Here is a 14,285-nt window from a genome sequence, read left to right as displayed (position 1 = left end):
CGAAGTGGATGACAGGTTTAGAGCTTGCCGTCCGCGGCCATGCGGACGTACGTCGGGTCGAAGCGCAGCTTCACGTTGCTCTTGCTGCCGACGATGACCCCCTTGTCGAACGCCATGCCGACGGCGTCCGGGTTCGGCGCGCCCTGACCGAGCAGGCCGTGGTCGAACGAGAACTTCGCGACGCGCGTCATGGTTTGCGGCAGGCTCGGGCTGGTGGCGAACGCAAGCGCATCCTTCGGTGTGTAGAAGAGCGCGGTCGTGGCCAGTTGACCCTTGTAGCCGGCGAGGTCAGTGCCCGAAGCTTTCGCCATCGAGGTCAGCGCGGCCGTGCTGCTCGCGTTGTTCGCCTTCATCAGCGCGAGCATCTCGAACCATGCGCCGGTGAGCGCCTTGCCGAGCGCCGGGTTATCCGCCAGCGTCTTCGTGTTGACGACCATCATGTCCATGATCTCGCCCGGAATCTTCGTCGAATCGAAAACTTCGGTGACGTCCGGTTGCGCCTTCAGGTCGGCGAGCATCGGGTTCCACGTGACGGCCTGTTTGACGGTCGGCGTTGCGAATGCAGCGGAGATGTCGGCGTCGGACGTGTTGACGGTCTTGACGTCGCGCTCGCTCATGCCGGCGGATTCAAGCGCGCGGGCGAGCAGATAGTGCGACACGGAGAGTTCGACGAGGTTGATCGACTGACCCTTGAGGTCGGTGATCTTCTTGCCCTTGCCCTTGATGAGCACGCCGTCGTTGCCGTTCGAATAGTCGCCGACGATAAGCGCGGTGGAATCGACGCCGCCCGCGGCGGGAATCGTCAGGGCGTCCATATTGGTCATGCCGCAGCCGTCGAACTTGCCTGCGGTGTACTGGTTGATCGATTCGATGTAATCGTTGAGCTGAACGACATCGATGTTGATGCCGTACTTCTTGGCCCACTTCGTGACGATGCCCTGGGTTTTGGCTTCGCCCCACGGCATCCAGCCCGCGTAGATGGTCCAGCAGACCTTGAAGTCGGTTTTTCCGGCGGCGAATGCCGGGGTGGAGGCGAGAATGGAGAGAGCGGTGACAGCAGAGGCGAAAAGACGAAGCTTGCGCATGGGGTTGACCTCGCAGGACAGTTTATCGACGGCAGGAGCGGCGCGAATCATCGCGTTCTCTCCCGGGCTTTTATCCCGCCGTGTAACCTCGCCTGAGGTCGACCACTCTCGGACCAGCATCTGCAGGCGCTGAAGCCACGCAGACCGGAACCCTAGTCGTCCATTGCAAATTGTGACTACGTACTCAACCGGATGGTGCGCCGGCTCCCTTGCTTAGGGATAAGCGATAAACGTGCCATGCCGGCAAACCCCACGCAGCCGGGGTTTACCGCGCGTTCATGCACGAAGATGAAGCGCGGCTTGCATGGCGTTCTGCCTGTTTGCACGATTTGTGTGCAGACGCAACCATCATGACCCTCTTGCGGAGACTGAAACGATGACATCGAACCGGTTGACCTCCTGCGCGGCGGCGCTCGCCGTGTCGTTCTGGCTGACGATGCCCGCGCCGTCACGCGCGCAGACGCAGCCGCCAGCAGCCGCTGCCGCCGCTGTCGCCATGAAGCAGCAGGAACAGAACCGCCGCATCGTGCTGGCGTTTCAGGAGCAGTTCTTCAACCAGCACGACCTGAGCGCTGCGGACCGATACGTCGCGGAAAATTACGTGCAGCACAACCCGACCGTGCCCGACGGGCGCAAGGCGCTCGTCGATGTCTTCACGAAAGTGTTCGAGCGCAATCCTGCGGCGCGCTCCGAGATCGTCCGTTCCGCCGTCGATGGCGACCTCGTCTACGTGCATATTCATTCGACGCTGAATCCGTCCGATCGAGGCCGCGCGATCGTCAACATCTATCGCGTGACAGGCGGCAGGATCACCGAGCACTGGGACGTGATCCAGCCGGTGCCCGAGCAGTCCGCGAATTCGAATACGATGTTTTGAATGGCGAACGCATGCGTCGGTACGCGTCGAAGAAAGATGCCCGACGAATTCGCGCAGAACCCAATGCCCGGTGTGTGGCCGGCAGGCCAGCCAGCGTACGATGAATGGATGTCGCGCGACACGAACGGCAATGGTTTCTACCGGGTCGATACGCCCGGCAACGTCTGGCAGACGTTCAGGCCCCGCCCGATGGACGACTGCGCGCGATCGGTATATAACAACGTGAAAGATGTATCACGGGTCCTTCAACAGGAGCGATTGACCATCATGACGCGCGAAGTATCGGACAAGCAGGAAACGGGTGAGCGGCCGGATCTGGAACACCTCGATGCGGCGGTGAGCCACGTCGATCATCTGGTGTCGACGGGCGGCATTGCAGCGGGCGCGGCGAAGGGCATTCTGTACAGCCTGATCGAAACGCTGGGCGCGTTCGTCGGCGATCCGGACCTGCCGGAGCACGCACGCTCCGGTTATGAAGGTCTGCTCGAAACCGCCCGCGAACTACGCGCGAGGCTCGAACGCTAGGGCGCGTACCGCTCGCGCCGGTCATGCGGACCGGCGCTGCTTCCGTGTGCACACGGCTGGCGCGATGCCAGCCGTTTTTGTTTCCGGCATCTTCCCGGCATTGCGCCACCGATCGTTACGGATGGTTTTGGACGCCCCGCGTTCTGTGTTAAAAAGTCGCACGATATCCGCCAGTCCTCACCTGTCATGCTTTCAGTTTCCGAAGCCTTACTGCTCGCCCTCGGTATCGCCGTAGTGCTCATCACGCCCGGACCGACGAACACGCTGCTCGCCGCAGCCGGCTTGCGGCAGGGCCTGCGCCGCTCGCTGCCGCTCGTGGGCGCTGAACTCGCGGGCTACATCGTGTCGATTTCGCTGTGGGGACATTTTCTCGCGCAGGCCGCGCACGCGTGGCCGTGGCTGCCTTCGGTGCTGCGCATCGCCAGCGGCCTCTACATCGCTTATCTCGCCGTGAACATGTGGAAGGCGGCTGTGGCCTTGTCTGCTTCGACGCAGGCGGCGACCGGTTTGCGCACGCTCTTCGTCGCGACCCTGCTCAACCCGAAGGGGCTGCTGTTCGCGGGCACGATCTTTCCGGCCGCGGCATTTGCCAACGGCGAAGCCTGGCTGCTGGCGATGTCGATTTTCGTCTGCCTGCTCGTGCCGGCGGCGCTCACGTGGATCGCGTTCGGCGCGGCGCTTGGCAACGGCAGGCTTGCGTGGGTCAATCCGTCGAAAGTGCAGCGCGGCGCGTCGATTGTGCTCGGCGTGTTTTCGTTGTCGCTGGCGTGGGCGGCGTTTCACTGACTTCGCGTTTGCGCGGTTCCGCGCCGAACGCGGCCAGCACGTCTTTCGGCGCCGACGTAAAGCGCAACGCCGGCGTGCCGTGCCAGTCCGCGCAACGCTGCAGCGCACGGCGCAGGTCGTCGGTCAGCCGCCCGCTCAGGCGCACGCCTGGTTCCAGATGAAACGATTTGAGCTCGAACACACCTTCCGTGCGATGGGCCTTCGCATCCACGCGGCCCACGAGCTTGCCGCGGCTTAGCAGCGGTAGCACGAAGTAGCCGTATTTGCGCTTTGCAGCGGGCGTGTAGCACTCGATCGCGTAGTCGAAATCGAAGAGCGCCGTCGCGCGCCTGCGATCCCACACGACCGGATCGAACGGCGAGAGCACCGTGGTCACCGTTGAAGCGAGCGCACCGCTGATCGCGTCGTCGATCAGCGGCTCGAACTCGCGATGCACGAACGTGTCCTGTTTCCAGCCATCTACCCGCACCGGGATCAGTTCGCCTTCATCGGCGAGCGCTCTCAGCGCGTCGACGTACGGGCGGCGCGGCATCCGGTAATAATCCGCGACCCAGTCCGCGCGCGCGATGCCGAGCGCGCGACAACTGCGCAGCAGCAATTCACGTTCGACTGCTTCGACCGGTTGCAGGTCGCGCGCGTCGTCCCAGCCGGGCAGCACGCGCTCGGTAAGGTCGTAGACGCGATGAAAATTGTGGCGCGACGACACCATCAGCTGGCCGGTCGAGAACAGCACTTCGAGATGACGCTTCTCGGGCTTCCAGTCCCACCAGCCGTTCCCCTTGCCGCCCTCGCGCGCAAAATCCGCGGCGCGCACCGGGCCGTTCTGGCGAATGTGATCGAGCAGGTTATCGATGTCGGCGCGGTACTGGTTGTGCCAGTCGGCGGCGTATTTCCAGCCCATGCCGACCGGATCGAGCATCCGGTGGCGCAGCAGGCCGTAATCTTCGATCGGCACGAAGCACGCCTCGTGCGACCAGAACTCGAAGAGATTGCGCTCCGCGAGATGCGCGTCGAGCCACGCCTGCTCGTACGCGCCGATGCGGCTGAAGAGGACGAGATACGGGCTGCGCGCCACCACGTGAATCGTGTCAATCTGGAGTTGCGCCATGCGGCGGATGGCCGGGAGCACATCCGCCTTCGTCGCCTTGCGGCGCGGCGGCGTGAGGAGACCCTGAGCGGCCAGATGCAGCGTGCGGGCAGCCGATAACGGAACGGTCTTCAAGACGCGGCGCGCGCGCTGCGCTCAGGCGCCCAGCGCGATCGCTTCACCGGCCCGTTCGGCGAGCAGCTGGTGAATCTGCGCGACCACCGCCGCACCTTCGCCGACGGCCGCCGCCACGCGCTTCGTCGACCCCGCGCGGGCGTCGCCGATGGCGTAGATGCCTTCGACCGTCGTCGACAGATCGCAACCCGATCCTGCATTGACGCCTGTCAGCACGAAGCCCTTCGCGTCGGTTTCGACGCTGCAGCTGCGCAGCCATTCGGTGTTTGGATCGGCGCCCGTAAAAAGGAACAGGTGACGCGTATCGAAGTGGTCGGTGCCGTCCGGCAGCGGCGACTTCAGGACGACGGAAGCGAGCCCGCTTTCGTCGGCGTCGAGCCGGCCGATTTCGGCGTGCGGATGCACGGTCACGTTCGGCAACGAGCGAATGCGATCGATCAGGTAGCGCGACATCGTCGACTCGAAACCGCTCTTGCGGATCAGCACGTGCACATGCTTTGCGTGAGATGCCAGATAGACGATGCCCTGTCCGGCCGAGTTGCCGCCGCCCACCAGCACGATTTCTTCATGCTTGCAGAGTTTTGCCTCGACAGGCGAAGCCCAGTAGTACGCGCCGCGCCCTTCGAAGCGTTCGAGCCCTTCGAGCTGCGGGCGGCGGTACACCGCGCCCGTCGCGATCACCACCGTGCGCGACAGGATACTGCCGCCGCACACGAGATCCAGCCGGTGCGGTTGCTCGTCGCAATGGAGCGCTCGCACCTTCACGGGAATCGCGACGTGCGCGCCGAATTTCTGCGCCTGCACGAACGCGCGGCCGGCCAGCGCCTGCCCGGAAATGCCTGTCGGAAAACCGAGGTAGTTTTCGATGCGCGAACTGGCGCCGGCCTGGCCGCCGGGCGCGCGACTGTCGAGCACGATCACCGAAAGTCCTTCGGACGCGGCATATACCGCGGTCGCGAGCCCGGCCGGACCGGCGCCGACAACCGCGACATCGTAGACGTGCGAGGCGTCGAGATCCGGCAGCATGCCCAGCGCCGTCGCCAGTTCGGGATCGCTCGGATGATGGAGCACGGTGCCGTCCGGGCAGATCACGAGCGGCAGGTCTTCGGGACGCGCGGCGAACTGTTCGATGAGCCGCAGCGCATCTTCGTCGCTCTCATCGATCACCGAATGCGGATGACCGTTGCGCGACAGGAAGCTTTCCAGCGCGAGAAGACGGCGGTCGTTGCGCTTGCCGATCAGCACCGGGCCGCCGGAGCCGTTTTCGATCAGCGCGACGCGGCGCAGAATCAGCGCCCGCATGATGCGCTCGCCCAGCTCCGCCTCGGCGATGATCAGCGCGCGCAGGCGCGCGGGCGGAATCAGCAGCACATCGACGGGACGCGTCGTCAGCCCGTCGACCAGCGCGGGCTTGCCGGACAGCTGGCCGACCTCGGCCATGAACTGGCCGCGGCCGTGCTCGGCGATCAGATGCTCGCGGCCGAGTCCGTCACGCCGGGTGATGCGCACGCCACCGCACAGGATCACGAACATGCCCGGGCCGGTCTGGCCGGTGAGGAACAGATATTCGCCGGCTTCCCGGTGCGTGACTTCGCCAAATTTTCGCAGACGGTCGATTTCCGCGTCGGTGAGTTCCGGAAACATCTGGTGACGCCGGGTGCTCAGATTCGAAAACGGTGCATCCGCTACGATTTCCTGACCTGCATTGTCCTGAGTCGCTGCCATCAGACGGCTCCTTCCTCTTTTCTGTGTTTCATGGCGCCGGTGACGGCGCGGATGCGCCGGGCCGGCTGCAGCCATTCGCGTCGCCCGTAACGCAGCGTTGCGTGGCCGCGCGTTACGCCGCGTTCGGTGCGATGTCGGCGTCGACGTGGCTGCGGGGCTCGCCAGGCAGCGGCTCCAGCTCGCGACCGGCTTCGCGCCAGGCGTCGAGTCCGCCGCGCAGCGGCACGACGTCGGAGAAACCGGCCTCGGTCATCTGCTTCGCCATCCATGCCGCCGAAATCTCGTTCGGGCACGAGCAGTAAATCACCACCTTCTGGTCGTGCGGATACTTCGCGATGATTTCCGCGAGCTGACGCTCGTCGGCGTACTGCGAGCCGGGAATCACGAACGGATCGAGCCTGCGCTTTTCATGCGAGCGGATGTCGAAAAGCACGGGCGTCTGATTTTTGGTGATCAGCGCGTCGAGTTCCTCGACATCCATGCGCGCGGTGGCGAGCTTGTTGATCAGCTGACGCCGGCGGATCCAGCGATACGTGCCATACAGCAGCAACAGCGCGACCACAACCACCGCCGTCATGCGCCCGAGGCGGCTCGCGCCGGCAAACAGCATGTCGATCTGCGGCGCGAACAGCGCGCCGACGATAAGCCCGACGCCCGACCACAGCGCTGCGCCGATGCCGTCGTAAGTCAGGAACGTGCGATACGGCACGCCCATCGCGCCGGCCATCGGCACCGAGACGATCGACAGGCCCGGCACGAACTTGGCCACGGCCAGCACGCGCACGCCCCAGCGCCCGAAAAAGCGCTCGGTCTTCTTCACGCAGGTATCGCGCGACAGCGACAGCTTGCAGAGTGTTTTCAGCGTATTGCCGCCGTAGACGCGGCCGGCGAGGAACCACGCGCTGTCGCCAATCAGCGTCGCGAAGATCGACAGCACCAGAACCGGCAGGAGTTGTCCGCCGATGGAACCCGGATGCAACGCAGCCATTGCCCCAAAAAGTACGAGAGACGGCATCGCGGGCAGGGGCAGCCCGAGCGATGCGGCGAGCACATTGGCAAACACCAGCAACGGCCCGTACTGTTCGACGAGGTCATGTAGCATCGGCTTACATCCGCGGCCTTATGGCCAGAAATGAAGGTGACTCAAAGATTATGGACGCATTTTTGAGACGTGCAAGCGGGCACAAATGTGACTTGAAAACAAAAGAAATTCAGAATCGCGCCGGCCGCCAGCAGGCCGGAGAAGCGCAGCGGGCCGGGCGCTTGACGCACCCGGCCCGCTGGCGGCGGTAGAGACGGCCGCCGTGTTCCCATCCTGGCCATCCCCGCCAGATGGGGGCGTATCGCGCTTTAAAAAGGTCGGACAGCGCCTTCGGGCATGGCCGCCACGATCAGCGCGGCGAGCTCGCGTAGTTTCCCGGCGTCGGCGGGTACTGCGCCGTGCGGCTTCAGCGTTTCGCCCTCGCGACGCGGAATGACGTGGAAATGCACGTGCGGCACGGTTTGGCCGGCCGCACGCCCGTTGAACTGGGCGATCAGCACGCCGGGCGGGTTCAGGGCCGCCTTGACGGCTTTCGCGACCCGCTGGGTGGTGCGCATGCAGGCGGCCGCGCCTTCTTCCGACAGTTCGAAAATCTCGGCGGCCGGCTCCTTGCAGAGGATGAGCACGTGGCCATCGGCCTGCGGCATGATATCCATGATCGCAAGCGTCAGTTCGTCTTCGTACACGCGGATGCCGGGCAACTCGCCCCGCAGGATCCGGGCGAACGCATTCTGCGGATCGTATTCCATTGTCTGCCTTCGTGGATCGGCGGCGCGCGCGTACGACATGGCGCGAAGCCTGCTGCCGCCGGAATGAAACCCGCTGTGCGGGCGGTTCAGGGTGAATTAGCGGTTGTGCTGCTCGCCGGGCAGTTCCGCGCCGTGAGCGCGAATCGCTGCGATCAGTTCCGCGGGCGTGATCTCATAACGCACTTCGCGGTGGATTCCCGGCTTGCGTTCATCGACCTCGATCAGAAGAATGCCTTTGCCGTCTTCAGTCGATTCGAGGCGCAGCGAGCGGAGTTCGCGCGCCGTTGCGTCGTCGTATTCGGTGAGCAGGGTCATTGCCCCGGAAGAGCCGGTGATGCGCATCGACATTGTCCTCGTTCCGTAGTTGAGCGGTTCATTGTACGGGCTGGCTGCAGACTTCGTCTGCCGGGCGGCCATCCCCGCGGCACCCTCTGCCGTGGGCCTCACTGCCCGGAGGACCGCATGCAGCCTGGCGCCGCGGTTCCAGATGAGTGTAACGCGAGTGTCCGTCGGGCTGGCGAGCTTTTTGCATGCCCAGCCACGGTGCACGCGCTTTCCGGTCATTTGTGCGGGTGTCATCGCCGTGTCGCGAGGGTGTGCGAGCGGGTGTCGCTCAAATCGAAGCAGGGGCGCGATGCACGATGAAGCGATGCGCTAGAGTGGGAACTGGCAACGGCCGAAAGCTGCCTTCGATGGGAACTGGAACCGCTGCCAGAACCGTGAGAGACACGCGGGCCACGAAAGAACCAGAAGCGGAGAACCAGGAGCGCCATGAAACAGTGCACTCTCATTGCGAGCCCGCTCGGCGACATCCTGCTGCGCGCGGAAGGCGACGCGCTTACTGGTCTCTATTTTGTCGGCCAGAAGCACTATCCCGAAGAGCACATTGACAATCGCGATGGCGGGACCGCGCGCGTCCTGCGCCAGACAGAAGATGAGCTTGCCGAATACTTCGCGGGCGAACGCAAGGTGTTCACGGTCGCCGTGAAGCCGTCGGGCACGGCGTTCCAGCTGCGCGTGTGGCGCGAACTCGTGAAGATTCCCTATGGGCAGGTCGAGAGCTACGGCGGCCTCGCCGACCGGCTCGGGCTCGATGGCAACAGCGCGCGCGCCGTCGGTGCGGCCAGCGGGCGCAACCCGGTGGCGATCATCGTGCCGTGTCATCGCGTGCTCTCGGCGGCGGGCGACCTGACCGGATATGCCGGCGGCCTTGAACGCAAGCAGGGACTGCTCGCACTCGAACGGCCGGCGATCACATCGGCCCGGCAGATGAACCTGTTCGGCGTCTGAGCCACGACCGCGCAAGATACCCGGACAGAACCGGCCGCATATCGGCTGTATATCGGCCGCAAAACGGCCAAAAAAATAGCCCGTCCATTCCTGGGCGGGCCGCTAAAACGCCGTTGTTACCTGGATCAGCCGGCCCACACTATTGGGCGCTGACAGGTCCATCGTGAGCCGTTCTCCGCGTGCTGTCGAGATGGTAGTAACGCCGATCTATCAGATCAATTCTGCTTTCGCTTCAACGTCTGTATCGATTCCCCGGCGCATCGCCAGATGGCAAACCGTTGCAACGCGCGTTGCGACAGTTCGACACGCCGGTCAATCCAGATTCGCTGCGTCCGATAACGGGACGCCCGCCGTATAAGGCGGAACACCTGCCGCGTTATATGCGAAATATCTGAAAACCGGAATGCCACTTTAAGGGAAATACGATACCGCTTGCCAGGAGTGCCATTGAGAATGCACGGCACATATTGTGTCGGGCAATCCTGATTAATGTAGTCCGACAACCGTCCGGGCGTCAGAGGCCGCCAGGCTTGTTCACAGCAGGACGCTTTCGCGAGTTCGATGCCATGCGGACCGCTGCAGCGAGGGACCACCATTACATCTCTTAACGTCCCGTTCACCCGTTTCATATTCCAGCAAAACCGGATATTCGTTGAACGGCAGTCTAAAGAATTACGCCAATTCCAGATTTGTGAATCAGACATATCCTAAGGTTAGCAAAAAGGCTAAACTGCCTCCGAGAATAGCCAGCACATTCCCCTCCGTCGTCCTAAGGAACAACGGCATGTCAGTCAAGCCTATTCGCGTCGCGCTCGCCGACGATCATCCATTGATTGTCGTCGCCTTGCGGGACTGCCTGAGAAGGGCGCCAGGATTCGAAGTCGTGTGCGAGTGCACGAACGGCAGCCAGCTGGTGCAGGCGCTGGCGCAGAATCCGGCCGACGTCGTCGTGACTGACTTCAGCATGGGACACGGCGATGCATCGATCGACGGCTTCAATCTGCTCAAGCGCCTGTCACGTCTTTATCCCGATACGCGAATCGTCGTGGTCAGCGCGCAGACCAATCCAGGTGTCGTGATGCGCGCGATGAAGCTTGGTGCGCGCGCCTTCGTCAGCAAGGAAGACCAGCTCGACGAAACCGTCCGCGCGTGCATCCACGTGACTGTCAGCGATGGTCACTTCTACTCGCCTTCCATCCGCGCGCTACTCGATTCGGCCTCGGTCAACGCCGCGCCCGCAACCGATCTGACGCCACGCGAACTCGAAGTCGTGCGGCTCTATGCGCAAGGCTCCCTGCTGTCGGAAATCGCGACGAAGCTGGGGCGTTCGGTCAGCACAGTGTCAAGCCAGAAGACGATGGCGATGCAGAAGCTTGGCTTGCAGACGAACACCGATCTCATCCGCTATGCCTACGAGAACGGACTGATCTGACGGCTGCGTCATGCAGAAAATTCTCGACCTCACGCAGGACTCGCTCGCCGAATCGTTCGCGGCACTCGCCCGGAGCGCGCGGCGTCAACGCTATCTCTATTTTGCGACGATCGTCACGCTGCTGGTGATCGTGATCGTTTCGGTGGCGCTGGTGAGCATGCTGGCCGCCGCGCGGTATCTCGACTACCGGCGCGCGCGCGTCGTGCAGTACGCGACCGAGGTCTCTGCACTGGTTAACCGCGAAGGCTCGTTTCTGCATCGCACCGAGTTGACCGTCCGCTACTACGACGCGATCGTGGCGCCGCGTCCGTTGCCCGCCGGCGTCGCCGACCAGTTGCGCGAGACGGGCATCGTGAGCGGCTTCGGCAAACTGCCGGACGCGCACTTCGATGTGCTGGTGCCGCCGGCCACGCGCGACGCGTGGGGCAGCGCGCTCGACGAACGGCTCGCCCGTCTGTACGAATCCGCGGACTCGACGCTTGCCACGCAGCTCGCATTCGAACTCAATCACCGCGCATATCTGCTTGGGCTCGCCGACAGCTACGGCGTGATTCTTCCCGCGCTCGATGCATTGGGGCCCGGCAGGCCATCCGCACTGGACGTCAAGCTGGCGCCGCAGCTGCGCGAGGTGCTGACGCGCGAACTCCGGTCGAAGACAGGGCGCGGTACGCCGGCGCCGGGTGAGCGCGTCTGGATCGGCCCGTACGTCGACCCGGTGCAGAACATCGTCGTGGTGACGGCGGTCACGGCCGTCTACGAAAACGACGCGCCCACGACGCTCGTCGCCGCAAGCGTGCCTGTCGGAACTTTCCTCGGGGGCCTCACGCGTCCGGACGACCCGGGCACGCTCATTCTGCTGAACGACGCGAGGCACTTCGTGGCTGCGTCGCCGGCTGTCACGTCGGAGCAGTCCAGCCGTCTGCTCGACCTTGCAAACGGCGCTACGCCCGGACGCTTCGTCTATTCGCGCGAAGGCGCGCTGCTCGTCGAGCCGACGCAACCCGGCTTCGGCTCGCTGGTTTATTTCATCTCGTACGCGGGTTTGCTCGGTGCGCTCAGCGAGCAGCTGACGGTGATTGCCGGGCTCGCACTCGTGCTGATCGCAGGCGTCACGCTGACAGCCCGCTTCTGGGGCCTGCGTCTGCTTCGCCGCTCCCAGACTGAAACGGAGCGCGCGCTCGAAAGCGAGACGATCAACCATATCCTTGTCAGCGCGACGCCGGTTGGGCTGTGCATTGTCCGGCGACGCGACTATTCGCTGCTGACCTTCAACCAGCTGGCCGCCGCGCTGCTCCATCTGGGAAGCGAGGCGAGCCTGCCGGCGCACATCGTGACGGCGTTCCGGGAGCAGGGCGGGCACGAGGTGTCGGCTTCCGCGTTTGCGAAGATCGCCGGTTTCATCGTGCATGCGAAGCCGTCCGAGGCCGGCGGTCCGCCGCCGCAATTCCTGCAGATCACCTACGCGCCCGCACGTTACGACGGCGAAGACGTGCTGTTCTGCGCAGTCATCGATGTCACCGAGCAGCAGACGCTCGAGCAGCAGCTTCGTGCCGCGCAGCAGGCGTCCGAAGCGACGATGCGCGCGCGCTCGAACTTCTTTGCATCGATGAGTCACGAGATCCGCACGCCGCTCAACGCGCTGCTCGGCAATCTCGAACTGCTGTCGCGCAGCCCGGGCGTGCGGCCGCATGAACAGCGGCTGCGGGCGCTGGGCATGGCGGCCGACGGCCTGCGTCGCATCGTCAACGACATCCTCGATTTTTCGAAGATCGATGCAGGCGAGATGAAGCTCGTCGCGGAGACGTTCAGGCCGATCGACGATATGGAGAGTCTCGCGCTTTCCTATGCGCCGATGGCGCAGGACCGGCCTGTGCGCTTTTACGTGCATCTGTCCGCGACGCTCGACAAGGTGCTGCGCGGCGACCGCACGCGCATCGCGCAGGTCGTCAATAACCTGCTGAACAACGCGTTCAAGTTCACGGCGTGCGGAAAGATCACGTTCAGCGCCGAGATGCAGGTCGACGTGCAGGAACGCGACATCCTTGTTTGCCGCGTGTGCGATTCGGGCATCGGCATGGACGCGGTGCTGGTGTCGCGGATCTTCAGCCCGTTCGTTCAGGCGGAAGCGACGACGTCGAGCCGTTTTGGCGGCACCGGACTCGGCCTGTCGATCTGTGCGCGCCTGTGCGAGCTGATGGGCGGCCATATCACGGTTGAGAGCGTGCCGGGCGTCGGTTCTGCGTTTACCGTGATGATTCCGCTGACTTCGTTGCACGATGCGCCGGAGGCCCAGCCGCCCGCGCCCGTGCAGCGCGGCACGACGCTCGTCGTGTGTCAGGAACGCGATAGCGGCAAGTATCTGGAGACCTGGCTGCTACGCGCCGGCTGGCTGACGAACATCGTGCTGACGCAGCCCGCGGCCGAAGCGTTTCTGCGCGCCTACACGCCGGGCTTCATGATCGTGACCGGCGAGTACGACCGCGCCACGATCGATGCACTTCGTGCCGTGCGCAGCGTGCCGGTGGTATGGATGACGCGCACGGGACACCATCGCGCGGTGCGTCACGCCGAGGGCGTGTTTGAAGTGAACGCCTTCAATCACCGGTCGGTGCTTGCCACCATCGAGCGTGCGTTGAGCGAATCGTCGGGCGAGGTCGAGGCGGCGCCCGAGCGTCCCGCCGAAGTCGAAGCGCCGGATGCGGCGTTGCACGGCCTCGTTATCCTCGTCGCTGAAGACAACCCGCTCAACCAGGCACTGATCGCGGAGCAACTCGATACGCTTGGCTGCCAGCCGATCATCGTCGGCGACGGACGGCAGGCGCTCGCCGCACTCCAGAACACGGAAGTCGACGCCGTGCTGACCGACATCCACATGCCCGTGATGGATGGGCACGAACTGCTGGCCAGATTGCACGTCTCGCATCCGGATGTGCCCGTGCTCGCGTTCAGCGCGGTGACGAGCAACGAACAGGCCGAAGACTGGCGGGAGCGCGGCTTCGCGGCATACGTTGCAAAGCCGGCTTCGTTGAAGGAGCTGGAAATGGCGTTGCTCGGACTCGTGCGCAGCGGCGCGATCGTAGCGGCGAGTCCGACGAAGCCGTTGCCGGAGCTGCTGCCCACGCAGACGGAGACGCAAGTTGCGACACCCGCGCCGCACGGCGATGACACATCCGCCTCCTACTCCATGGCCGCCGAGGAAAAATCGCGCTACATGACGATCCTGAAGGACCATCTCGCGACTGATCTGCCGAAGCTCGCAGGCATCATCGAAAGGCAGGATGTCGCGATGTTGCGGCAGTGGGCGCACAGCAGCGCGGGCGCGTTCCTCGTGGTGCAGGAACAGGTGCTCGCGAAGGACTGCCGCGAACTGGAGCAACGCTGCGGCACGACGTCCGGCTGGACGCCCGACCTCCAGCAGCGGGCAGACACACTGCATGCGACGCTCAGCGAGCAGTTCGACATCCACGGCGACGCCGTTTCCTGAAAGACGAAAACTGGAAGCGAGCGGCCGCCGGGTTCGCGGAGTGTGGACTCGTTGAACCCGGCGGCCGG

The 14,285-nt window shown here is 64.2% G+C and carries 12 protein-coding genes and 1 riboswitch; of the genes, 6 read left to right on the top strand and 6 right to left on the bottom strand.

From position 1 onward, the window contains the following. Positions 1 to 17 precede the first annotated feature (17 nt). Positions 18 to 1,085, bottom strand: a complete 1,068-nt coding sequence (locus LPA36_RS25940) for a putative urea ABC transporter substrate-binding protein (RefSeq protein ID WP_228883035.1) — start codon at positions 1,083 to 1,085, stop codon at positions 18 to 20. A 57-nt stretch (positions 1,086 to 1,142) separates the two neighbouring features. After that, a riboswitch (guanidine-I (ykkC/yxkD leader) is annotated at positions 1,143 to 1,252 on the bottom strand. 209 nt (positions 1,253 to 1,461) lie between these two features. On the opposite strand from LPA36_RS25940, the gene LPA36_RS25935 reads away from it, so the two are divergent. The 3 genes from LPA36_RS25935 (at position 1,462) to LPA36_RS25925 (ending at position 3,273) form a co-directional block, all read left to right on the top strand. Next, a complete protein-coding gene (locus LPA36_RS25935) occupies positions 1,462 to 1,962 on the top strand; it encodes a nuclear transport factor 2 family protein (protein ID WP_228883033.1) in 501 nt (166 codons plus the stop codon). Between the two features lie 267 nt (positions 1,963 to 2,229). Further along, positions 2,230 to 2,487 carry a hypothetical protein gene (locus tag LPA36_RS25930; RefSeq protein ID WP_228883207.1) on the top strand — a complete coding sequence of 86 codons (258 nt, stop codon included), beginning with the start codon at positions 2,230 to 2,232 and terminating at the stop codon, positions 2,485 to 2,487. 186 nt (positions 2,488 to 2,673) lie between these two features. After that, complete coding sequence (locus LPA36_RS25925; protein WP_228883031.1) at positions 2,674 to 3,273, top strand: LysE family translocator; 600 nt, start codon at positions 2,674 to 2,676, stop codon at positions 3,271 to 3,273. On the opposite strand, the gene LPA36_RS25920 is transcribed toward LPA36_RS25925, so the two are convergent. The 5 genes from LPA36_RS25920 to LPA36_RS25900 form a co-directional block, all read right to left on the bottom strand. After that, positions 3,191 to 4,495, bottom strand: coding sequence for a winged helix-turn-helix domain-containing protein (locus tag LPA36_RS25920; RefSeq protein WP_228883029.1), 1,305 nt, complete (start codon positions 4,493 to 4,495; stop codon positions 3,191 to 3,193). The two genes, LPA36_RS25925 and LPA36_RS25920, sit on opposite strands and share 83 nt — an antisense overlap. Positions 4,496 to 4,516: 21 nt before the next feature. Next, positions 4,517 to 6,220: an FAD-dependent oxidoreductase gene (locus LPA36_RS25915; protein ID WP_228883027.1), complete on the bottom strand. Its 1,704-nt coding sequence runs from the start codon at positions 6,218 to 6,220 to the stop codon at positions 4,517 to 4,519. A gap of 112 nt (positions 6,221 to 6,332) precedes the next feature. Continuing rightward, complete coding sequence (locus tag LPA36_RS25910) at positions 6,333 to 7,322, bottom strand: DedA family protein/thiosulfate sulfurtransferase GlpE (RefSeq protein WP_228883025.1); 990 nt, start codon at positions 7,320 to 7,322, stop codon at positions 6,333 to 6,335. 248 nt (positions 7,323 to 7,570) lie between these two features. After that, entirely contained in the window at positions 7,571 to 8,011 is a 441-nt protein-coding gene (locus tag LPA36_RS25905) for an HIT family protein (RefSeq protein WP_228883024.1), read from the bottom strand. Positions 8,012 to 8,107: 96 nt separating this feature from the next. Next, entirely contained in the window at positions 8,108 to 8,353 is a 246-nt protein-coding gene (locus LPA36_RS25900; RefSeq protein WP_228883205.1) for a hypothetical protein, read from the bottom strand. Between the two features lie 429 nt (positions 8,354 to 8,782). Here LPA36_RS25900 and LPA36_RS25895 point away from each other — a divergent pair, with 429 nt between their 5' ends. The 3 genes from LPA36_RS25895 to LPA36_RS25885 all read left to right on the top strand — a co-directional run bounded on the left by LPA36_RS25895 (position 8,783) and on the right by LPA36_RS25885 (position 14,217). After that, positions 8,783 to 9,301 carry a methylated-DNA--[protein]-cysteine S-methyltransferase gene (locus tag LPA36_RS25895; protein ID WP_228883022.1) on the top strand — a complete coding sequence of 173 codons (519 nt, stop codon included), beginning with the start codon at positions 8,783 to 8,785 and terminating at the stop codon, positions 9,299 to 9,301. Between the two features lie 784 nt (positions 9,302 to 10,085). Then, on the top strand, positions 10,086 to 10,733 hold the full coding sequence (locus tag LPA36_RS25890; RefSeq protein WP_228883020.1) for a response regulator transcription factor: 648 nt from the start codon (positions 10,086 to 10,088) through the stop codon (positions 10,731 to 10,733). Between the two features lie 10 nt (positions 10,734 to 10,743). Continuing rightward, on the top strand, positions 10,744 to 14,217 hold the full coding sequence (locus LPA36_RS25885; RefSeq protein ID WP_228883019.1) for an ATP-binding protein: 3,474 nt from the start codon (positions 10,744 to 10,746) through the stop codon (positions 14,215 to 14,217). The last annotated feature ends 68 nt before the right edge of the window (positions 14,218 to 14,285 follow it).

This window comes from Paraburkholderia saeva (assembly GCF_907164555.1).
In the GTDB taxonomy this organism is placed as follows: Bacteria; Pseudomonadota; Gammaproteobacteria; order Burkholderiales; family Burkholderiaceae; genus Paraburkholderia; species Paraburkholderia saeva.
This window is presented reverse-complemented; position numbering and strand designations above follow the sequence as displayed.